The organism is Pseudomonas mucidolens, assembly GCF_900106045.1.
In the GTDB taxonomy this organism is placed as follows: domain Bacteria; phylum Pseudomonadota; class Gammaproteobacteria; order Pseudomonadales; family Pseudomonadaceae; genus Aquipseudomonas; species Aquipseudomonas mucidolens.
The window spans coordinates 5,792,410-5,814,468 of the sequence record NZ_LT629802.1 but is presented as its reverse complement, the minus strand read 5'-3'; the positions used below and the strand labels follow the sequence as shown (position 1 = coordinate 5,814,468).

Here is a 22,059-nt window from a genome sequence, read left to right as displayed (position 1 = left end):
CATAAGTTACAAAACCTGTTTAAAATGCCCATACACTTTTTAAATCATGCTTGTCAGGGCTATAAGCCTTGTATTCAAAAGCCATCGACGCGCAGGGCCTTACCATGGACAAATACGACCGCATGCTCCTCAGCGCTCTGCTGGAGGATGGCCGCGCCACCTACGCGCAATTGGCCCGTAGCGTAAACCTCTCCGCCCCGGCCGTGGCCGAACGGGTGGCCAAGCTGGAAGCCAGCGGCGTGATCACCGGTTACCAGGCCAAGGTTGACCTGTCCAAGGTCGGCTTGCCGATCCAGTGCGTGATCGAACTGCGCCTGACCAATCACGGCAACCAAAAGGTCTACGAAGCCCTGGCCGAAATCCCCGAACTGACCGAATGCCACCGCGTGACCGGCGATCCCTGCGTGATCATGCAGGCGGCGGTAGGCTCGATGCCGGAGCTGGAGAATCTGATTAATCGGGTCGCGAAGTTCGGGTTCAGCAAGACCTCGATCATCTTGTCGAGTGCGATAGAGCGACGGGTGCCATTGGGGCAACTGGAGCGCAACGGCAAGAATGCTGGCTGAACTATCGCCATAGCAGGCTTGCCTGCTGTGGCGTCGGTTGGCTCACTGCGCCTGTGAGCGCAGGGCAATCAAATCGACAATCTGCTTGATGGTAGTGATGTGCTCCCAATCTTCCTGAGTCGCGCACAGTTTGAATTGCCACTTGATCTGCATGACAAAACACGTCAAATCGTCATCAATGATTTTAAAGTCATGGATGAAATCCGTGTGCTCCGTCACCTGGCTTCGGTCAATAAAGCCGATGATATCGACAAACAGTTGAATGACTTTTTCGCTGATCTCCAATCTGGTCAGGTCACTTTCCTGCATAACGTAGTCCATGTACGTAGATGACAGGCGAAATGTTAGGTCGCAACACATGGCGCTAGGTTGGCGAAGCGAAAAACCAGAAAGGTCCGACACCCCGACGGGGCTGAGCCTACTGACTGTTCAGAACGAGCGTAAAAGCCGTCACAAAGAGTAGATGCTTCAGTGGCCAGCCAGATCGATCCCTTTCATTTGCGGGACGTTTCCTAGCGAGCTTTCCAACCTTGCTCTGTCTGACGACCATCGCTAATGTGCTCCGCGTCATCGGCCCTTCGATGACCGGGAGTGCAAGTCCGAATTTACGAGAAGGAGCGTTAAAGATTCCGGAGATTCATCATGGCCAAAGCAACCACCGCTCCAACTGATATCCACGCAGAACTCCTCAGTGAAATCGCCCTGCTCAATCGCCGAGCCATTGACTACTACCGCAAAGCCTGCGCCCCGGATGCACCCACCTTCATTTTGAATGACAACCTGAGCTTCGAAGATGCCCTCGCCCATGCGGCGGATTTGCTGCATTGCGCGATAGAGACTGCACACGCATCGGGTGAGCCGGTAAATGCACAGCAGCGAGCAGTGATGTATTTGGTGGAAATGGCGAAGGGAGTGGTGGATCGGGCGCTGGACTGCGTAAATCCACGCTGAGGTGACGAACGAGCTTTTTATCGCAAGGGTCACGTTCGCCACACATCCTGTGGCGAGGGGGCTTGTCCCCCGCTGGGCTGCGAAGCAGACCGCCTAAAGACGATTTGCAGCGTATCAGGCAGTATTCAGCGTTTGGTTTTGGGGCTGCTACGCAGCCCAACGGGGGACAAGCCCCCTCACCACAGATAAGGTTCTGTGCCGGGGTCAGAACCCGCGATGTTTCTTCAAATGATCATTGATCTTCGCCGCCGGGACTTTCTGCAAGTTGCACAGCAAGTCATGGGACAGTTCACGCAGGCCGTGGGCGCGGCGCAGTTCCTGGGCCAGGTGGGCAGTCAGGTTGGCGGCCATTTCCGCATCCGCCATCGCCCGGTGAGCCTTGCCGGTGTGGGGCAGTTGTGCAAAAGCGTTCAAGGTGCCGAGTTTGTGGTTGGGCGCCGTGGGCATCAGGCGACGCGCAAGCAACAGTGAACAGGCGAACTTCTGCAGGCGAGTACGGCGGATCAGGCCCAGTTCGAAATCCCAGAACTTCTGGTCGAACGCGGCGTTGTGGGCCAACAGCGGCGTGGTGCCGACAAACTCATTGACCTCGTTCATCACCCGCTCGGCAGGTGGCGCGCTGCGCAGCATGGCATTGCTGATGCCGGTCAGTTGCTCAATAAAACCCGGCACCCGCACGCCTGTGTTCATCAGGCTCTGATAACGGTCCACGATCTGGCCTCGCTCGAGGATGACCACGGCGATTTCCGTGGCCCGGCAACTGCTGCTCGGCGAGATACCCGTGGTTTCAAAGTCGATGACCGCTATACGTTCCAAACCTGTTCCAACTCCGTCTAAAAAACTATTTGAGCAACAACGCGCCCTCGATCGGCACGTAGCGGCTGGCGGCACGAATCAACGAATTGGCCGTCAACCCCGGCACCCCATAAGCCACGGCTTCGACCCCATGTTTGTGGATGATGCGGTCGAGCAACATATCGAAATCGCCATCACCGGAGGCCAACACCACTTCGTCGACATTCGCGGCGGCATCCATGATGTCAATGGTGATGCCCACGTCCCAGTCACCTTTGGCCGAGCCATCGCTACGCTGGATGTAAGGCTTGAGCTTCACGGTGAAGCCGAGGTTGCGCAGGATCTGCTGGAATTGCTGCTGCTTGCTGTCGCCACGGTCGATGGCGTAGGCATACGCCTCGACAATTTGCCCGCGCTGGCTGATATCCGCCCACAACGCCGCATAATTGAAGTGGCAGCCATACGCCTGGCGCACGGTGTAGTAGAGGTTCTGGACATCGGCGAACACTGCAATTTTTTTCACCGGGTATCCTCATGGCACTGGCGGACGCAATGGCCCGCAAAGGCCGTCAGTATGCCAGCCAAGCGCAGGTTTTCGAGAAAAATCAGACCGGGGCACAGCGCGCCCCGGTTCAGCGTGGATCAGACGAAGGAATCGTCGTCGCCAAAGAAGGAAGAATCGTCGGCATAACCGCTGTCGGCGAAGTTGTCGGAGTCGTTGCCGTAGCTGTCATTGTCGGCGACACGTGGCTCATCATTGCCCCAGCCGCCGCTGTCACTGGCGGGCGCCGGCTCTTCGCGGATGATTTCTTCCACCACCTGCGCTTGCTGACCGTGGCTGAACAGGCTGCTGATACCTTGGGCCAGCATCACACCACCGGCCACACCGGCAGCGGTTTTCAGTGCGCCGCCGAGAAAGCCTCCGCCCATGGGCGCTGCCTGTGGCTGAGGTTGCGGGTAATTCTGTTGCGGCGCAGGCTGGCTGTTAAACCCAGGGCGCGCGGGTTCACGCCAACCACCGCCCGACGAGGACGGCACATTGGGCGAAGGTTGCGAGTCGCGGGAACCGCCGCCAAAGATACTCGACAAAAATCCGCCGCTGCTCGAGGCCGGCGGCGTCGGGGCTTTGCTGCGTTGCAGTGCATCCTGCAACTGCTGGATCTGTTGTGCCTGCTGCTTGTTCTGCGCATCCAGGCTCTGGATAGCAGCTTCCTGCACCAAGATCGCCTGGGTCATGAAATACCCGGCGTCGGGTTGACGAGTCATGTGTTCCTTGATCCGCGCTTGCGCCTGGGCGTCGCGGGGGCCTGAGTCCGTTTCGGCTTGCTGCAACCGTGAAAACAGTCCATCGATCAGGGTTTGCTCTTCGCTGTTCATGGCGACCTCGTTAGATTGCCGGTAGAAATCCGCGCCCCGCCCGGAACGGGCAAGGCAGGTTTCAAGTAATGGGGCTGGCGACCAGGCTTTCAATGGTCTTTACCCAAGGTTTACGTTTGTGGGTGATCGGTTAAAGTGTGCACCTGCTTTTTCGGCCTGTGATGATCTTGATGAATCCGTTGAACGTTCTGCGCGACTCCTTCTACTTTTTCCAGCGCAACTTGGGCGCCATCGTGCAGTTATGCCTGCCGCTGGTGATTTTCGAGGCGATCCTGCAACAGGTGCTCGAACATTCGCTGGGCGAAGATGCGTTTGCCGGCTACAGCGTGATCGTCGGGCTACTGGTATACCCGCTGTACACCGCAGCACTGATCCTGTTCCTCGACGCCCGCAGCCGTGGCGAGTCGCCTCGCACTATGGAGGTGCTGGCCATGTCGCTGGCCCTGTGGCCACGCTTTGCCCTGCTGACGGCCATGAGCACGTTGCTGATTCTCTTGGGTCTGTCGTTGTACTTCCTGCCGGGGCTCTGGCTGATGGTGACGCTGGCCTTTGCCGAATACCTGCTGGTACTGCGCGGCATGCCGGCGCTGACGGCCATGAAGGAAAGCTTCCGTCTGACTCGCGGGCATTTTCTGCGCATCCTGGTTTGCCTGTTGTGCGTGATGACCCCGTTGTGGTTGCTCAAGGGCGCCAGCGTCGCGGCCTGGCCCGACCTGGAAAACCCGCTGCTGGCGGTCCTGATCAATAGCGCCCACAGCTTCCTGCAGCTGTTTACCAGCGTAGTGCTGTTCCGTTTGTTCATGCTGATCGCCAGTGATGCCGACGCACAATGACGTGGCCCTTGGGCTGCGAGGCGCCCTCGGTTATGCTCCGAACCTGTCTTGCAGCGCCATAAGGCGAGCCGATGACCCGTTTACTGCGTATCACCCTGCTAAGCCTGCTGATCCTCGCCGGCTTGCTGACAGCCCTGATCTACAGCCTGACCTGGCGTCCTGACGACAAGCAAACCCAGCCTGTCAGTTGCGTCGCCCCACGCGCGCCGACCCTGTTGCCGGGCCAGGCGATCAAGGTGATGACCTGGAACGTGCAATATCTGGCGGGCAAGAACTATGTGTTCTGGTACGACACGCCGGACGGCAACGGCCCGGACGAGCGTCCCACAGTCGAAGACATGGCCTTCAGCCTCGACGAAGTGGCGCGGGTGATCCGTGACGAACAACCCGACATCCTGTTGCTGCAGGAACTCGACGAAGACGCCAAACACTCCCACTACCAGGACCAACTGGCATTGCTCCAGGAGCGCCTGGTTGACCTCTACCCGTGCAGCGTCCAGGCCTTTGACTGGAAGTCCGATTTCGTCCCTGACTGGCATATCTTCGGCAGTGTCGGGCGCAAGCTGGTGACGTTGAGCCGCTACCAGATCGAACATGCCGAGCGCCTGCAACTGCCGGTGACCTCGGCCAATCTGATCAGCCGCCAGTTCCAGCCTAAACCTGCGCTGTTGCTCAGCTATCTGCCGTTGAGTGACGGGGGCCAGTTGGCCGTGCTGAACACCCGCCTGGACAGCACGACGCCGGGTCACAGCGCGATCCGCGAGCAGGTGCAAATGACCGTCAAGCTGTTGGATAAATTCGAAAGCCGTGGCACGCCCTGGCTGATCGGTGGCGATTTCAACCTGTTGCCCTTGGGTCAGTTCCTGCGCCTGGATGCCGACAAACGCGGGCAATACTCGCCGGACAGTGAGCTGCATCTGCTGTGGGACAAATACCCGATGATCCCTCGCAACAGTCAATCCAGCGGGATCGATCGGGCCCAATGGCTGACGCACTTCCCCAACGACCCGAGCCTCGACGGGCCGGATCGCACGCTCGACTATCTGTTCTACAGTCCGCGCCTGAAGCGGGTTGAGGCGCGGGTGAGGCAGAGCGACACCCTGCGGATCTCCGATCACTTGCCAGTGATAGCGCGCTTCCTGCTACCGGCGGCGCAGTAATTACTTGCGCGGTTTGATCCGCGCCGTGGCCTCTGCCACCAGCGGATCATCCGGCCAGTAATGCGCTTTATCAAATAGCCGCAGCACGTTTGACACCGGCCAAAGCCCAGCATTTTCTCGCCCTCAGACGGAATTGACGATAGCACTTTGACAGTCAATTTTGATTCGCTGTTTGACTCAAAAGTAGAAGGTCGACGACAGGAGTTTGATTAAAAATTTAGCTCTGAATCACATCGTAGGCACCATGCGCTATATCAAATTTGGCGCTATTTCTGTGTATTCCCGTGATTGTGAGCCAGCCGAAATCCTGGTTACGGGGTTCACCGTAATTTTGCTTCGTGAGTCATCAGTTGAGTTAGCTGCTTGCGTAATTGCGTGGATCTGACCATTCATTTGCATGCGACCGTGACCAGTCAACCGCCTACGCACTGACCACCCATTTGCATTCGACCTGGACCAGCAGTTGAGTGCGAAGTTTGGAGAGCAACGAAACAGAAAGTGCACTTAATGGTTTTGCGACCTGGCTAGATCTTTCACGGAGTCGCCGTGGAACCTAGATACGACACGTTTCGCATGTCTTTTCGGAAGCGCCCTACAGCCTGCCTGCCTCCTCCACAATAGACTGTCGTGCTGAAAAAAAGGAGAAGCACGCATGGCGAACCCAGGTTACATGACCATCACTGGTAAGGCTCAAGGACTGATTTCAGCGGGCTGCTCAACACCCGATTCCATCGGCAACAAATATCAGTCAGACCATACCGACGAAATTATGGTGCTGGCTTACCAGCACAACATGGTAAATATTGGGAATATCAATAAGCCCACGCACAACCCGATTATCATCACAAAAGCCGTCGATAAGTCCTCCCCGTTACTCGCTCAAGCGCTCTCAAGCCGAGAAGAAATAAACTGCACGATCTGTTTCTACCGAATGTCGTCCTTTGGCTTACAGGAAAAGTTCTATTCAATCTCGATCAATGGCGGAATCATTGCCGATCTAACGTTTGAAATGCCTCATGTTGTTTTGCTAAGCGACGCCGAGCCTGAAGAGCAGTTGGCGATTCGCTACCGCGAAATTACTTGGACCCACCACTTGGCAGGGACCACCGGCCACAGCTCCTGGGGCGAAGAGGGATGAGCCCGAACGGTTATGACATCTGGGACGTCAACAGCGCCGCTGGCAAGTTAGTCGGACAAGCCCACACAGTCAGCGCTCGCCATCTTTCCCACAGTATTCCGCGCGTGCAGTTCAATCGGGAAGTTGCCTATTACGCAAAGCGTATTGCCGATGATGTCGCGCTAGGTCGTAAAACCCCTGAGCAAGGCATGCAAGCCATTTTGCAAGAGCAGCGCAACCTCTTGGACCAGTCACTAGCCGTGGCGCGCAAAGGCCAAGAGGCAATCACCCATGCGGTTAAGCGCATTCCGCTGATGCGGCTCACTCGGCCCGTATTGCAACCAGACCCTGGGCGGTTACTGCGGTTTGTCCATGCTCAACACCTCAAAACGCTTAACCCGAATGCTCGTAGCACCCTCACAGTCGAACCCCCGCCATCACCCCTTCCAGAAAGCTCTCGATTTTTCCCCCGTGAACAATGGCCAGCTTCGATCCAAGTACACGAGCCGGGGTTCTACGTCGTACCCAAAAGCACAACGGCGGACAAGTTAGAGGCTCAGTTATTCACCTCGCGCAACCCCGCCGTTATCGCTAAGTTCAAGACCCTCAACCCGTACCTGGATCAGGTAAAAGCGGGCCAACTGATTGTGCTCAGCGACCCCAACAACCTGCGCTGCACGCGTGAAGAAGCGTATTTGATGGCGGCAGCGGAAAAGGTGAATACGGCGCTTCAAACCCTCACACCTGAGGAGGCGGACTTCATGGCCCGCCATCGTGACGAAATTGAATCGTTTCTAAAACACGGTTCAACCTCTATCGGCACAGGGGTAGCGGTTTTTGACTCGAACCTGGACAGCGTGAAAAACACGCTACGCGACATTGAGGCCCTGCATCAAAGCACCTTCCTGCGTGACGGGCATCTTCGCTCACCTGAGTTTTTCGTCGAACGTAAGCGTTTGTTTGGTCAACTCGATACCCATCTCACAAGGTTCACCAAAAAGAGTATTGGATTCCCCGATCATCCGAATCTGAAGAGTGCCCTGGGCATTTCCAACCGTAGTCTGGTGCATCGCTGGACCAAGGCCGGTGCACCGGATCAGATCCCTGGTTATGCCACGCACATGGACGGGATCGCTAAGGCTGCCAAATACGTCAAGTACGGCGGCTGGCTAGGCACCGCAATCGGAGGAGGCGCCTCTTATATAAAGATCCAGGACGTGTGTGGCGCCAGCAACACTGAAGCTTGCAAGAAAGTCAAATTCACCGAGACTGGCAGCTTCGCCGGTGGCGTCGCAGGGGGTGCGGCCGTTGGTTTGGCGTTAACAGGCTCCACGGCTGCAGCTATGTGTGTCGCACTTGGTGTTCCGACCGGCGGTTTAGCCACTTTGGCTTGTGGCGTTGTGGTGGTCGGAGCTGGCTCTTTTGTTTCGGGTACTATTGGTGGAGCACTTGGTGAAGAAATGGGTGAAGTTGTTTATGAGGCTGGTAAATGACCGTGAGTCTTGCTGACGGAATATTTTTGGTTGCCGGGTTACTCGATTTTGGTGGGATATTTGTTTGCATCGGGGTCGCGCTTCATATGGCTTATACCAAGATGGATTTGATGCTGGAGCATCTAAAAAATTGCTCTGCTGTTATGGTTCAGGCCCCACTCAGGGATGCTGGACCTTGGGGAAAGCTTTTACTGGTAGGGTGGATAGCTGCGGTTGTAACGTTTCCGGGGTATTACCTAAAACATGGCGGCGTCAGTATCGGTGACTTGAACAATTTTCCGGCAACTCTGAAGCGAAAATTAGTAGCAATAAAATGGGCTGCAATAGTGCTTTTAGCAGCGTTGATCTTGCTTTTCGTTCTTAGAAAGTCAGGGATCCTCAAATAGTCCTGCGCGCACCTTGACCTGCCCGTAAGGCACTAATCAAGGGAACGTCGCCATGACTGAATGAAATCAGAACCAACGCAAGCCCTGACGAAGGCGTCACGCGTGTTTGGGATGGACCAAACGGCATTCGTGACGCGAATTGGCGTAGAACATGACTCACCCCATAGAGAATGAGTCAAATCCTAGATCCTCCGAGGATACCCACAACAGCAACAGTCAAACTACTTTTTTAAGAGAGTTTACCCATGGGTCTAATTTGTGGAATAGCTCTATCAAATAGCCCCGATGCCGGCAAACGCGGGCAATACTCGCCGGACAGTGAGCTGCATCTGCTGTGGGACAAATACCCGATGGTCCCTCGTAACAGTCAATCCAGCGGGATCGATCGGGCCCAGTGGCTGACACACTTCCCCAACGACCCGAGCCTCGACGGGCCGGATCGCACGCTCGACTATCTGTTCTACAGTCCGCGCCTGAAGCGGGTTGAGGCGCGGGTGAGGCAGAGCGACACCCTGCGGATCTCCGATCACTTGCCAGTGATAGCGCGCTTCCTGCTACCGGCGGCGCAGTGATTACTTGCGCGGTTTGATCCGCGCCGTGGCTTCTGCCACCAGCGGATCATCCGGCCAGTAGTGCTTTGGATATCGCCCCTTCAAGTCCTTCTTCACCTCAGCGTAGGTACTGCGCCAGAAGTTCGCCAGGTCCTGGGTCACTTGCACCGGTCGCCGCGCGGGCGATAACAGGTGCAGCTTGACCACCTGCCGCCCGCCGGCGATACGCGGGGTATCCGCCAGTCCGAACAATTCCTGCAAGCGCACCGCCAGAATCGGTGGCTGCTCGCTGTAGTCCAGACGCACCGACGAACCCGACGGCACTTTCAGATGATGGGGCGCTAACTCGTCCAGTCGTTGAGGCAGCGGCCAGGGCAGCAGGTTATGCAGGAAGCTGGATATATCCAGGTTGGCAAAATGACTCAGCCGCGAGACCTTGCCCAGATAGGGCATCAGCCAGTCTTCCAGGCTGGTGAGCAACGCACTGTCACTGACGTCGGGCCATTCACTGTGCTTGCCGGCGTCTAATTGGCGCAACAACATCACCCGCGCCTGCCATTGGCGCAGCTCCGGAGTCCAGGGCAGGAGTTCCAGGCCTTTGCGCCGCACCAGATGGACCAACGCCTGACTGCGGGCGGCTTCGTCGAGGCCGGCCAGCGGCTCACGGCTGAGCACCAGTTCACCGACCTTGCGTTGGCGCTCGGCGCGCAATACGCCTTCGCGTTCGTCCCAATCCAGTTGGTCGACGCAGCGCACCTGCTCGGCCAGCACCGACTCGAACAGCCCCGGATCGAAGTCCGCCGCCAGGTAGATACGCTCTTCACGCTGCCCTTGGCGGCTGCCCAGTTCGGCGATGACCAGCCACGGTTGCTTCATCAAGCTATCGGCCTCGCCAAACAGCGCTGCACGCCCGTTGGCCAAGCGGTATTCGGCGCCACCGGGACGACGTTGCTGGGCGACCCGATCCGGATAAGCCAGTGCCAGCAAGGCACCCAGCCACCGCGGATGCTCAGGATCCACCACCGCCTGCTCGGCCTTGCCACGCAGGTAACTTCGATATTGTCGCGCCAACTGCCTGGCGCGCTGTACGCCGCCTTGCGTGCCACGGACACGCTCTGCGCCGGACAGCAAGGCCAGGCGACTGTGCAGATCGGCACCCGCGCCGCGTAAAATATCGCGCTCGCCCAGCAGCGCGGCGACATCACACGCCATGTTCGCCAGGCCCAGATCCTGACCACGCAACAGCAAATGAGCAATCCGCGGATGCGCCGGCAAGACCGCCATTTTCTGGCCGTGGGCAGTCAGCGTCGCCGCCTTCAACGCACCGAGGCGCTCAAGCAAGTCCTGAGCCTGGGCGTACGCGGCGGCTGGCGGTCGATCCAGCCAGACCAACTGCCCCGGCGTCACACCCCAGCGCGCCAGTTGCAGCGCGAGGCCAGCCAGGTCCGCCGAGAGAATTTCCGCGCTGCCATAGGCCGCCAACGCCTCGTGCTGATCCTCTGACCACAAGCGGTAACACACGCCCGGCTCCAGCCGCCCCGCGCGACCGGCACGTTGGGTGGCGCTGGCGCGGGAGATGCGCTGGGTGTCGAGTCGGGTCATGCCGCTGCCAGGATCGAATCGCGGGACCCGCGCCAACCCGGCATCGATCACCACGCGCACGCCATTGATGGTCAAACTGGTCTCGGCGATGTTGGTGGCCAGCACCACTTTGCGTTTGCCCGCTGGCGCCGGATCGATGGCCGCTCGTTGTGCCGTCAGGTCCAGCTCGCCATGTAACGGGCATAGCAGCACATCAGCGCGATCGCCCAGCGCCTCCACCAGTTGCTGGTTGACCCGGCGAATCTCTGCCTGACCCGGCAGGAACACCAGCACGCTGCCGATTTCATCGTGCAAGGCGTCGAGAATGGTCTGCACCACGCGGGGCTCGATAAACTCACCCGGCTGAAACGGCCGCCCCCAGCGCATCTGCACCGGGTACATACGCCCTTCGCTACGCAGCACCGGCGCATCGTCCAGCAGTGCGGCGAGGCGTTCGCCTTCGAGGGTGGCAGACATCAAGAGGATTTTCAGCGGCTGCTCGTCGCGAAACAGTTCGCGGCCATTGAGGCTCAAGGCCAGCGCCAGGTCAGCATCCAGGCTGCGCTCATGAAACTCATCGAAGATCAGCAAACCCACGCCGTCCAGCGCCGGGTCATCCTGCAGGCGGCGGGTGAGAATGCCCTCGGTGACCACTTCGATACGGGTCGCTGGACCGACTTTGCTGTCCAGGCGAATCCGGTAGCCGACGGTTTCACCGACCTTTTCCCCCAACTCACTGGCCAAGCGCTCGGCCGCTGCGCGGGCTGCCAGCCGACGAGGTTCAAGCATCAGGATGGTTTGCCCGGCCAGCCAGGTTTCATTCAGCAGCGCCAATGGCACCCGCGTGGTTTTACCGGCGCCGGGCGGTGCTTCGAGCACGGCTTCATGGCGCCTCCCCAAGGCGTCACGCAGGGCGGGTAAAACATCATCGATTGGCAACGAATTCATACTGGCTCCAAAGCAGAGCGGCGAGTATAACGGCGTCATCCAGCAGATCTGGCATATAGTCCCCATAACATTGTGCAGGAGAGTTCCATGCGTATTGCTTCCCGTGTCATCGGCGGTGTTTTAGCCGTTACTCTGCTGAGCCAACTGACGGCCTGCGGTTCGATTTTCTACCCTGATCGTCGTGGGCAGATCGATGGCAAGATCGACCCGACGATCGCCGTCCTCGATGCCCTCGGCCTGCTGTTCTATGTCATCCCCGGTCTGATCGCCTTTGGCGTCGATTTCGCCACCGGGGCGATTTACTTCGCGCCGGGCGAGACCGCACAGGTGGCGCCAGAGAAGTTGCAAGAAGCCATTGGCGCCGACGGCAAGGTCGATAACACCAAGCTGCAAACCATCATCCAGAGCGAAACCGGCCGCAACCTGCCGCTGGATGACCCGCGCCTGCTCCAGTTCAAGGGCAGCGTCGAGCAACTCGCCCTGCTGGGCCTGCAACCCGTCGCTTGAAGGATGTGAACGTCTCATGACCAGCAGTTCCGAACACGCCCGGTTATTGCGTCTGGCCACCCGCGCCTCGGTGGGCGTGGCCTGTGTGTTGATTGTCAGCAAGGCCATCGCCTGGTGGCTGAGCGGCTCCGTGAGCATGCTCGCCGGGCTGACCGACTCGTTGCTCGACGGCGTGTCGTCGCTGCTCAACTTGCTGGCGGTGCATTACGCCTTGCGCCCGGCCGATGACGATCACCGTTATGGGCACGGCAAGGCGGAGTCCCTGGCGGGCATGGCACAGGCATTGTTCATCGCGGGCAGTGCGATTCTGATCGCCGTGCAGGCCTTCCAGCGCTTGCAACACCCGGAGCCGGTGGGTGCGCCGTGGCTGAGCATTGCGGTGATTGTGCTGTCGCTGGCGTTGACGGTGGCGCTGCTGATCCTGCAACACCGAGTGATTCGCGCAACCGGTTCGAACGCGGTGCGCGCCGATTCGCTGCATTACCGTTCGGACCTGCTGCTCAATGGCAGCATTCTGCTTGCGCTGGTGTTTGCCGGGTTGGGCTTTCATCAAGTGGATGCCTGGTTTGGCCTGGGAATCGCGGTCTACATTTTGTGGAGCGCGCTGCTGATCGCCAAGGAAAGCTTCTCGGTGCTGATGGATGAAGAACTGCCGGCCGAGGTCAGCCAGCACATGCTGGAACTGGCCTGCGGGGTGCCCGGCGTACTCGGCGCGCATGACTTGCGCACGCGGATTTCCGGCAACCACTGGTTCGTGCAGTTGCATCTGGAGTTGCCCGGGGAGTTGAGCCTGTCAGTCGCCCATGGCATCAGCGACCAGGCCGCCGAGGCCATCCATCACGCCTATCCGCGCGCCGAAGTGCTGGTGCACGCCGATCCGCAGGAAGTGGTAACGGGCAACAAGACTTAATAGCTCACCTGATAACCCCGACTGCCCAGGCAGTCGCCCTGGGCCTGGCGATAGGTTTGCACCACCGTCGGGGCCGGCGCATACGTGACGGTCTGGGGATCAAAACCGCTTTGCTGTACACCCCAGCGATAACAATCGTAACCATCCTGTCGCACTTGCGCCGGCGATTGACCATTGGCCGGGTAAGCAACGACGTCATAACCGTTGCCCTGAGGCGCAGGTGGCCGCGGCAGGCTGGCCACCGGCGGCTGCACCACCACGTATTGTTGGCTGTCGGCTTCGTAGGTGTAATAGGCGCCGGCAGCAAGAAAAAACAGCGTATTGCCGACCCACACTTCCCGCGCATAATCGGGCAGGTAACGCACCTCAATTCCGTATGGCGGCGTGACGACCACGTAACGTGGACCTTGGGGGCGATACCAATAACCGTTCGAGAAAAAGTAATCCTGGCCGCGATACGGCACGCGGTAGTTGCGATCGGGAAAACGATCCACGATGTAGCCAGGCCGGTGGTGCGGGCCAGGTCCCCAACCATTGCCGTGCCCATTGGGACGGCCCGGCCAGCGGTGGTCATTGGGATGATCGTCATACCCTGGGCGCGCGCCAGGTCCGCCGGTTTCCCAATGCGGGTTGCGCTCGTTGCGCCGCGGAATATCACGGTAGTTGCCGTGACGCGGCTCCTGGGTCTGGCGTACCGAATCGGGACGGCTCTGGATCGGCAGGTTGCCGTCTTGCGGAGCTGGGCCCTGGCGCGGTGAATTATCCCGTTCGTCGGCCATCACCTGCGCGCCGAGGCTGATCATCAGCAAACCAACACCCGCCAAACGCCAGATGCGCTTCATGCTATTCCTCACTGCGGATTAGGGCCTGTAGCCAAGACTGGAAAAGCTTTGCCCGATTCTGCGACAGGTTATCAGTCACGAGCACAATTTTCGCAGGACAAAAGAAAAGGGGCGACCCGTCGGTCGCCCCTTGAGAACTTCATCCTGGCTCAACGCTTTTGACGTTGGCTCACCTCACGCCGCCTTGTGGACAGTGTGCAGCCCGGGGGCCGGCGCAACCCGGTAGGGTTGGCGGGCCGCAGCCGGCCTGATTCGGCGGGCTGCAGTGGATGTATGTCCGGGCAGTGATTCTGTGGGTAATCATAGGCGTGAAGCCTCGATAGATGATTGCGAAGATTGCGTCAATAAACAGTGCTTGCGCAATTTTTAACCCTGGATAGATAATTCGCAGCAATAGTTATGACAAAGGCCAGCCCCATGAGCAAACTTGACCGATACGACCTGAGTATTTTGGCGGAATTGCAGCGCGACGCGAGGATCTCCAACCAGGAGTTGGCCGAGCGCATCGGCCTGTCGCCTTCGCCCTGCTCGCGCCGGGTCAAGCAATTGGAGGACGACGGCTACATCGCGCGCCAGGTCGCGTTGTTGGACCGCAAGATGCTTCGCCTGAGCCTCACCGCCTACGTGCTGATCGGCATGGATCGCCACACGCCGGAGCGTTTCGAAAACTTCGAGGCGGCCATTCGCACCTTGCCGCAAGTGCTGGAATGCAGCCTGGTCACCGGGATGGACGCCGACTATCAGTTGAAGGTCGTGGTACCGGACATGGATCACTATCAGAAGTTGCTGCTCGGGCACTTGACCCGGATCGACGGCGTCACCAGCGTACGTTCAAGCTTCGTACTGAATCAGGTACTCAACAGCACCGAGCTGCCATTGACCCACTTGCGCACCTGATTGCCCTGTGGCAAGAGGGTTTTAAGCAAATAGCGACCACTGTAGGAGCGAGCTTGCTCGCGAAAAACGTTAACGATAACGCGTGTTTTCTGGGTAAACGCGGCGCCTATGAGTGCTTCACGAGCAAGCTCGCTCCTACAGTGATCGCTATTTGCTTAACTGAACGGCATTAGGGTTTACCCTCTTGACTGAACAGCATTCCGCACCTGGGTGTGCGACGTACCGACGCAGGTCAATGGTGGGCGTGTCGCGTTGCTTTATACTTCACGCCTGCCTCTGCCGGAACTTACCCGATGAATTCGATTGATCCCGTCCTGTTCGAAGAGTGGATGATGACCGGCCTGGTCACCATCCTGATCATTTTCATGGGTTTTATCGTCTGGGACCTGGCAAAGAAATCCAAGGCCGGACGCTTTGGCTCGTTGATTCTGTTCTTCGTGCTGGGCCTGGGTGTGGCGGCCTTCATCATCAAAAGCGTGGTGATCGGCCTGATCGAAACCGGGGCGTTATAACCGCGCCGGCACTTGCCGATATTCGCCCTGGTCAAGGCCTTCAATCGACCAGTCGCCAATTTTCACCCGGACCAAGCGCAAGGTCGGCAAACCCACGGCGGCGGTCATGCGCCGTACCTGTCGGTTACGACCTTCGCGAATCACCAGTTCCAGCCAATACGTCGGGACGTTTTTACGGAACCGCACCGGCGGGTTGCGCGGCCACAACTGCGGTTCTTCCAGTAGCCGGGCTTCAGCCGGCAACGTCATGCCGTCGTTGAGCTCCACGCCCTCACGCAGGCGTTGCAGACGGGCCTCGGTAGGCTCGCCTTCCACCTGCACCCAATAGGTTTTCGCCAATTTGTGTTTTGGGTCGGCAATCCGCGCCTGTAACTGGCCATCATTGGTCAGCAACAACAGACCTTCGCTGTCCCGATCCAGGCGTCCAGCGGGATAGATACCGGGGATATCGATGAAATCCTTGAGCGTCGCCCGCCCTTCTCCGTCGCTGAACTGGGTCAGCACATCGAACGGTTTGTTGAACAGGATCAGCTTCGGCTCGGCCGGTGGCGCCTTGGCGACACGACGTGGGGCTGACGGGGATTGCGGACGTTTCACAGCCGGTTGGCGGGAAACGGGACGGGCAGGACGGGACATGGCAAAGGAACATCTAACGGTCAGGACCGACCATGCTAGTGGCCTGACCGTTAAATAACCATCCCAACCGCTTAGCGGAATGGCGGCTCGTCGAAGCTGCGCAATTTGCGCGAGTGCAACGAGTTGAGCTGGGTGCGCAACAGGTCCACCGCCGCGATGCCGATCTTCAAGTGCTGGCTGACGGCACGCTCATAGAATGCATTGGCCGAACCTGGCAACTTGATCTCACTGTGCAGCGGTTTGTCCGAGACACACAGCAAGGTGCCGTACGGCACCCGCAAACGGTAGCCCTGGGCAGCGATAGTGCCGCTTTCCATGTCCACCGCCACGGCGCGGGACAGGTTGATCAACGGTCGTTCCTGGGCCCAGCGCAGCTCCCAGTTGCGGTCGTCGTAGGTCAGTACGGTGCCGGTGCGCAGGCGCTTTTTCAGCTCGTCGCCCTTCTCGCCCGTTACGTTGGCCGCCGCCTGCTGCAGCGCCAACTGCACTTCAGCCAGGGCCGGGATCGGAATATTCGGCGGTACTACCCGGTCGAGAATCCCGTCACGACGCATATAAGCGTGAGCCAGCACGTAGTCGCCAATGGTCTGGGATTGGCGCAGGCCGCCGCAGTGCCCAATCATCAGCCAGCAATGCGGACGCAACACGGCGAGGTGATCGGTGATGTTCTTCGCATTGGACGGGCCAACACCAATGTTCACCAGGGTCACGCCGTGGCCGTCACTGGCCTGCAGATGGTAGGCCGGCATCTGATAGCGGTGCCAGACCACGCCCGCGGCAATAGCAGACGCTTCGCCATGGTCCATGCTCTTGTCGATGATGACGTTGCCCGGCAACACCATGCGGATAAAGCGCGGGTCGCTGCGCAGTTGCTCCAGGCCATGGACGATGAACTGGTCGACATAGCGATGGTAGTTGGTCAGCAGAATCCACGGTTGTACATGGCGCCAGTCACTGCCGGTGTAATGCACCAGACGCCGCAGGGAGAAGTCGACACGGGCCGCATCAAACAGTGCCAGTGGCAGCGGATCGGTGTTTTCCCAGTCGTAGAGACCATCGGCGATACCATCGGTGGCGGCCGACAGGTCGGTACTCGGAAACACCCGCGCCAGCACCGCAGCGGTCACGCCGGAGCCGGCCAGTTCGTCGCCCTGCTCTACCACGTACGGATAAGGGATATTCTGCTGGCTGACGCCGACTTCCACCGTAACGGTGAAGTCATGCATCAGCGGCACCAGTTGTTCGAGCAGGTATTTGCGAAAGGCCGACGGATGGGTGACGGTAACGCTGTAGGTGCCCGGCAGCTGAACCTTGGCATATGCCCGAGTGGTCTGTGGGACTTCACCGTGGCAGTGATAAGTCAGGCGCAGTTCCGGGTAGCGAAACAACGCGCGCGCTTCTGCGTCTGGTTCGACGCGGTCCTTGAGGTAGCGCTTGAGCGCCTGATTGAGCGCACCCGTCGCGCGCTCGTGAAGAGCCGCCAGCCGATCCACGGCTTCTTCAGCGGTTTGAACGACAACAAAAGCTTCGGTCACGGTAAGCATCCTGTGTGCTGACTTGCAGGTGTTCATCTTGCCTGTATCGTTGCCAGACGCAAACTTAGAATTAGCATGCCGTCAATCCATGTGGGAGCGGGCTTGCTCGCGATAGCGGTGGATCAGCCATTACCTATGTTGACTGACCCAACGCCATCGCGAGCAAGCCCGCTCCCACATTTTTTGGATTGCGTTTATTCAGAGGGTTGGGGGCGTGGAGCGGGCGACGATAGCCTGCACATCCACACCTCGCGGCAAGGTGCCGTAGACCCGTCCCGACGACTCACCCAGCCGGCTGGCTATAAACCCATCACTGACACTGGCATTACCCGCCTCCAGCAACAGCTTGGCCTGCAACGCCAGCGCAATATCCTCGGTCAGTTGTCGCGCGCGGTACTGAATGTCCTGAGTATCCATAAACGCCAATTTCAACTGTTCAATGTGCCGAGCCAGGCGTGTATCGCCATGCCCGTCCCCCAGCTCGACAAACAAGGTTTCCAAGACTCCGGGCTCTTTCGACAGCGCCCGCAGCACATCCAGACACTGCACGTTGCCGGAGCCTTCCCACGTCGAATTGACCGGCGCCTCACGGTACAAGCGCGGCAAGATGCTGTCCTCGACATACCCGGCGCCCCCCATGCACTCAGCGGCTTCGTTGATCATCGCCGGGGCACGCTTGCAGATCCAATACTTGCCCACCGCCGTCACCAACCGCGCGAACTTGGCTTCCTGCTCATCGCCCAGGTGGTCCAGCGCCCGCCCCATGCGCATGCTCAAGGCCAGGGCCGCTTCGCTTTCAAGGGCCAGGTCGGCCAGCACGTTTTGCATCAACGGCTGCTCACTGAGGACACGTCCGCCCACCGCACGATGCGCGCAGTGATGGCTGGCCTGGGTCAACGCCTGGCGCATCAGCGCACTGGAACCGACCATACAATCGAAGCGGGTCATGGCGACCATCTCGATAATGGTCGGCACGCCACGCCCTTCCTCGCCGACCATCCACGCCAGGGCACCGCGAAACTCCACTTCGCTGGAGGCGTTGGAGCAATTGCCGAGTTTGTTTTTCAGGCGCTGGATGTAGAACTGATTGCGGGTGTCATCCGGACGCTGACGCGGCAGCAGGAAACAGGTCAGGCCCTTGTCGGTCTGGGCCAGGGTCAAGAACGCATCGCACATCGGCGCCGAGCAAAACCACTTGTGCCCCACCAACTCGTAGGGCTGGCCCGGACCACCTGCGCCGACCGGATAGGCGCGGGTAGTATTGGCGCGCACGTCGGTGCCGCCCTGTTTCTCGGTCATCGCCATGCCAATCGTCGCGCCCGCCTTGTGGGCAATGCCGACGTTGCGTGAGTCGTAGTCGGTGCTGAGGATTTTCGGCAACCAGGTATCAGCCAGATCCGGCTGCAGGCGCAACGCCGGCACGCAGGCAAAGGTCATGGTCAACGGGCAGCCGGTACCCGCTTCGGCCTGGCTGTGCAGGTAAGTCATGGCCGCTCGAGCGACATGGGCGCCGGATTGTGGATGAGCCCAGGGCAGCGACGGCAAGCCATGTTCAACCGCGGTACGCATCAATTCGTGATACGCCGGATGAAACGTCACCAGGTCAATCCTATGCCCATAACGGTCATGGCTGCTGAACACCGGCTTGTTCTCGTTCGCCAGAAAACCCGCGGCCATCAACGGGCCGCCAGCGAGCGCGCCGTAAGCGTCGATGCGTTCCTCGGCCCAACCCGCGCCAAAGCGTCGGGACCATTCCTGCAAGGGCAGATCCAGACGATACAGATTGGCGCCGTCGAGGGACGGTGGCTGGTTGGTGACGTCGTGGGTTTCGGCGAACGAGTGCAGATTCATGACGGGCCTCCTGGAAAAGGCCGTGGTGATTCATGGCCTGATTTTCAGTTAAGCACCCTCGCCGCGCTTAAAAAAGTGACATACACGCCTAACTGCCGGCGCTTTCACCCTCCAACGGGCAGAGCAAGCGACGCTGCAACACCGCCTGCAATGCCTCGAAACGTACCGGCTTGACCAGTTGTTCGGTGATACCAACACCTTGAGAACGCTCACGTGCCAGGCTTTCCAGTGCCCCACTCAAGGCGATCACCGGCAACTCGCCACAGCCCGGCAATGCACGCATCTGGCAACACAGAGAAAATCCGTCCTGCGACATGTCCAGCAGCACCGCATCAAACGTCTCATCCTGCAACATCATCAGCGCCGCAGGCGCGCTGTCGACGACCTTTACCCGATACCCCAACTTGAGCAACATGCCGCGCACCACCAACTGTGCAACGCTGTTGTCGTCCACCAGCAATACCGTACAGTCCTGGGGCGCCCGTCGCGCATCGACAGTGCGCAATGGTTCAGGCGGCACGGCGACAACCGTCAGTTCCAACTGGAAACGGCTGCCCTTGTTGGGCTCGGAATGATGAGTCAGACCCCCGTCGAGCAATTCGATCAGTTGCCGGCAGATCGCCAGGCCAATACCCAGGCCACCGTATTCGCGGGTCGTCGAACCATCGAGCTGGAAGAAACGCTGATACAGCGCCGCCTCGTCCAGATGAGCAAAGCCAATGCCGGTATCGCTGACAATAAACGTCAAGCGCAGTTGGCCTTGCGCATCGGGTAGCCCAACCACGCGCACGCGCACCACGCCTTCGTGGGTGAACTTGAAGGCGTTGTCCAGCAGGCACTCGAGACATTGCACCAGCTTGTCGGCATCCCCGTGCAAGCGGTCCGGCAGCTCGTCCGCGACATCAATGGAAAACGTCAGGCCCTTGTTCAGCGCAGGGGCCAAAAATTGTTGGCGCAAAGTGTCGAGCACGCCGCGCAGGCTGAACACTTGTGACTTTGCTCTGAGGCGACCCGCCTGCAATTCGGTCAGCGTGAGGATACCGTTGACCATGCGCATCATGTCTCGGGCGGAGCCGGCAGCCGTCTGTTGATAATGTGCCAGCTCGCCTGCAAGCGGCACGGTTTGCATCAATTCCAGGGAACCGATGACGCCGTTCATCGGGGTACGCAGCTCGTGGGTCAACGTGGCGAGGAACTCGTCTTTCAACCGATTGCTGTGGGCCAATTGCTGGTTGAGCACTTCCAGTTTCTGGCTGGCGTCGAAGAGAGTTTGCGCCTGTTGTTCACGCATCGAGTTGATACGGTCGGCCAGGGCCAAAGACAGCAACGCCACTTCGATGGCCGAACCGATCTGGCTGGAATACATGGTGATAAACACATTCGGCAGGTAGCCGAGCACCATCATCGTATTCACCACCCCGCCAATCAGGAACGCCGTCCAGGCAATGATGAAGTAGCGCGCCACCCGCTGGCCGCGGCACCAGGCGATGATTCCCGCGACAAAAATACTCACGGTAAAAATCAGCGCCAGGCCGGTTGCCAGGCGCAGGGCCAAGGCATAGCTGGTCATCAGCGACAACAACATCACCACCGCGCCGCTGCCCACCAACGCCAGCAATACACGGTCAGTCCAGCGGCTATAGACAGCGGTGTGCAGAAAGCTGCGGGCAAACAGGCTGCCGAACAACGCCGATGCGCCAATCAGAAACGGTGTCGCGGCATTTGCCCACCACGGGTTGTCAGGCCAGAAATACTCCACCGCCGCGCCGTTCACCGAGAGCTGGTACATGCCGAACGAGGCAATATAGAAGATGTAATAAAGGTAGCTGGTGTCGCGCACGCTGAGGTAGATGAACAGGTTGTAGACCAGCATCCCCAGCAACACACCGTAGATCACGCCCAGTACATACAGGCGCACCGGCTGTTCTTCGAGGTACGCAGTATTCGACCAGAGGGTCAGCGGTGCCTGGATCGAGCCTTCGCTTTGCAGGCGCAGGTAAAGGGTTTTCTGATCGCCGGGATCGAAGTCAACATTGAACAGGTAATTATTCTGGCGAATTTCACGACTTGAAAAGGGCAACGCGTCTCCCGTACGCCCGGCCAAGCGATAGCCGCCCGCGTTGTCGGGTACGTATAACTCGAGATGATCGAGGGGCGGATAGGCCAGCTCCAGCAACCAGCTACGCCGGGCATCGGGATCCTTGGGAACGTAATGCAGGTCGACCTTGAGCCAGAACACCGAACGCGAATAGCCGGCATTCAGCGTGGCTTTTTCATGGGGGATGTACCGACTGGCGAATGCGGCTGAGCGCGCTTCTTCAGGGCTGATACTGCCACTCGGGTCTTCGAGCACTTGCATGGCTTGGCCCAGGGGAAGGCTTGGCGTGAGTTCATTGAACTCGACTGCACCGGCCAACATCGGCAGCCCGCACAAGAGAAACATCAGCAGATAGCGCATAGAGCCCCAGCGTGGCCTGTCCGGTTATGTCAAAAAGCCCCCCAGTCCTTTTGAGAAGACGTATACCGGCGATACTGTAGTTATTTGGATCCACTCTAGCATAGCCGGTAAAGGCCAAAGGACACCATTGAAATAATTCTTTAAAGGCTCTAA

21 protein-coding genes and 1 pseudogene are annotated in these 22,059 nt (G+C 59.0%); 12 read left to right on the top strand and 10 right to left on the bottom strand.

Translation table 11 applies throughout. The annotated features are described in order from the left end of the window. Window positions 1-104: 104 nt before the first annotated feature. Complete coding sequence (locus BLU75_RS26930; protein WP_084376518.1) at window positions 105-566, top strand: Lrp/AsnC family transcriptional regulator; 462 nt, start codon at window positions 105-107, stop codon at window positions 564-566. Between the two features lie 42 nt (window positions 567-608). On the opposite strand, the gene BLU75_RS26925 is transcribed toward BLU75_RS26930, so the two are convergent. Further along, complete coding sequence (locus tag BLU75_RS26925; RefSeq protein WP_084376451.1) at window positions 609-875, bottom strand: acyl carrier protein; 267 nt, start codon at window positions 873-875, stop codon at window positions 609-611. Window positions 876-1,208: 333 nt separating this feature from the next. On the opposite strand from BLU75_RS26925, the gene BLU75_RS26920 reads away from it, so the two are divergent. After that, window positions 1,209-1,517: a DUF6124 family protein gene (locus BLU75_RS26920; RefSeq protein ID WP_084376452.1), complete on the top strand. Its 309-nt coding sequence runs from the start codon at window positions 1,209-1,211 to the stop codon at window positions 1,515-1,517. Window positions 1,518-1,721: 204 nt separating this feature from the next. Here BLU75_RS26920 and BLU75_RS26915 read toward each other — a convergent pair whose 3' ends face one another. The 3 genes from BLU75_RS26915 to BLU75_RS26905 all read right to left on the bottom strand — a co-directional run bounded on the left by BLU75_RS26915 (window position 1,722) and on the right by BLU75_RS26905 (window position 3,689). Beyond that, window positions 1,722-2,333 (bottom strand): 3'-5' exonuclease, encoded by a 612-nt coding sequence (locus BLU75_RS26915; protein ID WP_084376453.1) that lies wholly within the window; start codon window positions 2,331-2,333, stop codon window positions 1,722-1,724. A 25-nt stretch (window positions 2,334-2,358) separates the two neighbouring features. Beyond that, a complete protein-coding gene (locus tag BLU75_RS26910; protein ID WP_090221602.1) occupies window positions 2,359-2,835 on the bottom strand; it encodes a LabA-like NYN domain-containing protein in 477 nt (158 codons plus the stop codon). A gap of 119 nt (window positions 2,836-2,954) precedes the next feature. After that, window positions 2,955-3,689 carry a DUF2076 domain-containing protein gene (locus BLU75_RS26905; RefSeq protein ID WP_090221601.1) on the bottom strand — a complete coding sequence of 245 codons (735 nt, stop codon included), beginning with the start codon at window positions 3,687-3,689 and terminating at the stop codon, window positions 2,955-2,957. A 170-nt stretch (window positions 3,690-3,859) separates the two neighbouring features. Here BLU75_RS26905 and BLU75_RS26900 point away from each other — a divergent pair, with 170 nt between their 5' ends. From BLU75_RS26900 to BLU75_RS26875, 6 genes and pseudogenes are all read left to right on the top strand, one after another. Continuing rightward, window positions 3,860-4,522: a YciC family protein gene (locus tag BLU75_RS26900; RefSeq protein ID WP_084376519.1), complete on the top strand. Its 663-nt coding sequence runs from the start codon at window positions 3,860-3,862 to the stop codon at window positions 4,520-4,522. Between the two features lie 71 nt (window positions 4,523-4,593). Beyond that, entirely contained in the window at window positions 4,594-5,682 is a 1,089-nt protein-coding gene (locus BLU75_RS26895; protein WP_084376456.1) for an endonuclease/exonuclease/phosphatase family protein, read from the top strand. Between the two features lie 652 nt (window positions 5,683-6,334). After that, entirely contained in the window at window positions 6,335-6,820 is a 486-nt protein-coding gene (locus BLU75_RS26890; RefSeq protein WP_084376457.1) for an Hcp family type VI secretion system effector, read from the top strand. Further along, window positions 6,817-8,292: a hypothetical protein gene (locus BLU75_RS26885; RefSeq protein WP_084376458.1), complete on the top strand. Its 1,476-nt coding sequence runs from the start codon at window positions 6,817-6,819 to the stop codon at window positions 8,290-8,292. The genes BLU75_RS26890 and BLU75_RS26885 overlap by 4 nt, the downstream gene beginning before the upstream one ends. Beyond that, window positions 8,289-8,678 carry a hypothetical protein gene (locus BLU75_RS26880; protein WP_084376459.1) on the top strand — a complete coding sequence of 130 codons (390 nt, stop codon included), beginning with the start codon at window positions 8,289-8,291 and terminating at the stop codon, window positions 8,676-8,678. The genes BLU75_RS26885 and BLU75_RS26880 overlap by 4 nt, the downstream gene beginning before the upstream one ends. A 284-nt stretch (window positions 8,679-8,962) precedes the next feature. After that, window positions 8,963-9,250 (top strand): annotated as a pseudogene (locus BLU75_RS26875) (endonuclease/exonuclease/phosphatase family protein); the annotation flags it as partial. Here the strand turns inward: BLU75_RS26875 and hrpB are convergent. Then, entirely contained in the window at window positions 9,251-11,758 is a 2,508-nt protein-coding gene (gene hrpB / locus BLU75_RS26870; protein WP_084376460.1) for an ATP-dependent helicase HrpB, read from the bottom strand. Window positions 11,759-11,845: 87 nt separating this feature from the next. Between hrpB and BLU75_RS26865 the strand changes: the two genes are divergently transcribed. Further along, window positions 11,846-12,265 carry a polyribonucleotide nucleotidyltransferase gene (locus tag BLU75_RS26865; protein ID WP_084376461.1) on the top strand — a complete coding sequence of 140 codons (420 nt, stop codon included), beginning with the start codon at window positions 11,846-11,848 and terminating at the stop codon, window positions 12,263-12,265. A gap of 16 nt (window positions 12,266-12,281) precedes the next feature. After that, window positions 12,282-13,175, top strand: coding sequence for a cation diffusion facilitator family transporter (locus BLU75_RS26860; protein ID WP_084376462.1), 894 nt, complete (start codon window positions 12,282-12,284; stop codon window positions 13,173-13,175). Here BLU75_RS26860 and BLU75_RS26855 read toward each other — a convergent pair. Continuing rightward, window positions 13,172-14,017 (bottom strand): DUF6515 family protein, encoded by an 846-nt coding sequence (locus tag BLU75_RS26855; protein ID WP_084376463.1) that lies wholly within the window; start codon window positions 14,015-14,017, stop codon window positions 13,172-13,174. The genes BLU75_RS26860 and BLU75_RS26855 overlap by 4 nt on opposite strands. A gap of 417 nt (window positions 14,018-14,434) precedes the next feature. On the opposite strand from BLU75_RS26855, the gene BLU75_RS26850 reads away from it, so the two are divergent. After that, the gene (locus tag BLU75_RS26850; RefSeq protein ID WP_084376464.1) at window positions 14,435-14,914 is read left to right on the top strand and encodes an Lrp/AsnC family transcriptional regulator; all 480 of its coding nucleotides are present in this window, start codon (window positions 14,435-14,437) and stop codon (window positions 14,912-14,914) included. A 302-nt stretch (window positions 14,915-15,216) separates the two neighbouring features. After that, the gene (locus tag BLU75_RS26845) at window positions 15,217-15,426 is read left to right on the top strand and encodes a DUF2788 domain-containing protein (protein WP_084376520.1); all 210 of its coding nucleotides are present in this window, start codon (window positions 15,217-15,219) and stop codon (window positions 15,424-15,426) included. Here the strand turns inward: BLU75_RS26845 and BLU75_RS26840 are convergent. The 4 genes from BLU75_RS26840 to BLU75_RS26825 form a co-directional block, all read right to left on the bottom strand. Continuing rightward, a complete protein-coding gene (locus tag BLU75_RS26840; RefSeq protein WP_084376465.1) occupies window positions 15,421-16,062 on the bottom strand; it encodes a pseudouridine synthase in 642 nt (213 codons plus the stop codon). The two genes, BLU75_RS26845 and BLU75_RS26840, sit on opposite strands and share 6 nt — an antisense overlap. Before the next feature lie 71 nt (window positions 16,063-16,133). Continuing rightward, window positions 16,134-17,633, bottom strand: a complete 1,500-nt coding sequence (gene amn / locus BLU75_RS26835) for an AMP nucleosidase (RefSeq protein WP_172832088.1) — start codon at window positions 17,631-17,633, stop codon at window positions 16,134-16,136. A 162-nt stretch (window positions 17,634-17,795) separates the two neighbouring features. After that, window positions 17,796-19,448: an acyl-CoA dehydrogenase family protein gene (locus BLU75_RS26830; protein WP_084376467.1), complete on the bottom strand. Its 1,653-nt coding sequence runs from the start codon at window positions 19,446-19,448 to the stop codon at window positions 17,796-17,798. An 88-nt stretch (window positions 19,449-19,536) separates the two neighbouring features. Further along, entirely contained in the window at window positions 19,537-21,906 is a 2,370-nt protein-coding gene (locus tag BLU75_RS26825) for a hybrid sensor histidine kinase/response regulator (protein ID WP_084376468.1), read from the bottom strand. Window positions 21,907-22,059 lie beyond the last annotated feature (153 nt).

Bases quoted from the DNA above. Each gene is read 5' to 3' on its own strand.
- BLU75_RS26855 (WP_084376463.1), bottom strand. From the start codon at position 14,017: ATGAAGCGCATCTGGCGTTTGGCGGGTGTTGGTTTGCTGATGATCAGC.
- BLU75_RS26850 (WP_084376464.1), top strand. From the start codon at position 14,435: ATGAGCAAACTTGACCGATACGACCTGAGTATTTTGGCGGAATTGCAG.
- BLU75_RS26885 (WP_084376458.1), top strand. From the start codon at position 6,817: ATGAGCCCGAACGGTTATGACATCTGGGACGTCAACAGCGCCGCTGGC.
- BLU75_RS26865 (WP_084376461.1), top strand. From the start codon at position 11,846: ATGCGTATTGCTTCCCGTGTCATCGGCGGTGTTTTAGCCGTTACTCTG.
- BLU75_RS26905 (WP_090221601.1), bottom strand. From the start codon at position 3,689: ATGAACAGCGAAGAGCAAACCCTGATCGATGGACTGTTTTCACGGTTG.
- amn (WP_172832088.1), bottom strand. From the start codon at position 17,633: ATGAACACCTGCAAGTCAGCACACAGGATGCTTACCGTGACCGAAGCT.
- BLU75_RS26830 (WP_084376467.1), bottom strand. From the start codon at position 19,448: ATGAATCTGCACTCGTTCGCCGAAACCCACGACGTCACCAACCAGCCA.
- BLU75_RS26840 (WP_084376465.1), bottom strand. From the start codon at position 16,062: ATGTCCCGTCCTGCCCGTCCCGTTTCCCGCCAACCGGCTGTGAAACGT.
- BLU75_RS26880 (WP_084376459.1), top strand. From the start codon at position 8,289: ATGACCGTGAGTCTTGCTGACGGAATATTTTTGGTTGCCGGGTTACTC.
- BLU75_RS26895 (WP_084376456.1), top strand. From the start codon at position 4,594: ATGACCCGTTTACTGCGTATCACCCTGCTAAGCCTGCTGATCCTCGCC.
- BLU75_RS26930 (WP_084376518.1), top strand. From the start codon at position 105: ATGGACAAATACGACCGCATGCTCCTCAGCGCTCTGCTGGAGGATGGC.
- BLU75_RS26860 (WP_084376462.1), top strand. From the start codon at position 12,282: ATGACCAGCAGTTCCGAACACGCCCGGTTATTGCGTCTGGCCACCCGC.
- BLU75_RS26890 (WP_084376457.1), top strand. From the start codon at position 6,335: ATGGCGAACCCAGGTTACATGACCATCACTGGTAAGGCTCAAGGACTG.
- hrpB (WP_084376460.1), bottom strand. From the start codon at position 11,758: ATGAATTCGTTGCCAATCGATGATGTTTTACCCGCCCTGCGTGACGCC.
- BLU75_RS26925 (WP_084376451.1), bottom strand. From the start codon at position 875: ATGCAGGAAAGTGACCTGACCAGATTGGAGATCAGCGAAAAAGTCATT.
- BLU75_RS26920 (WP_084376452.1), top strand. From the start codon at position 1,209: ATGGCCAAAGCAACCACCGCTCCAACTGATATCCACGCAGAACTCCTC.
- BLU75_RS26825 (WP_084376468.1), bottom strand. From the start codon at position 21,906: ATGCGCTATCTGCTGATGTTTCTCTTGTGCGGGCTGCCGATGTTGGCC.
- BLU75_RS26900 (WP_084376519.1), top strand. From the start codon at position 3,860: ATGAATCCGTTGAACGTTCTGCGCGACTCCTTCTACTTTTTCCAGCGC.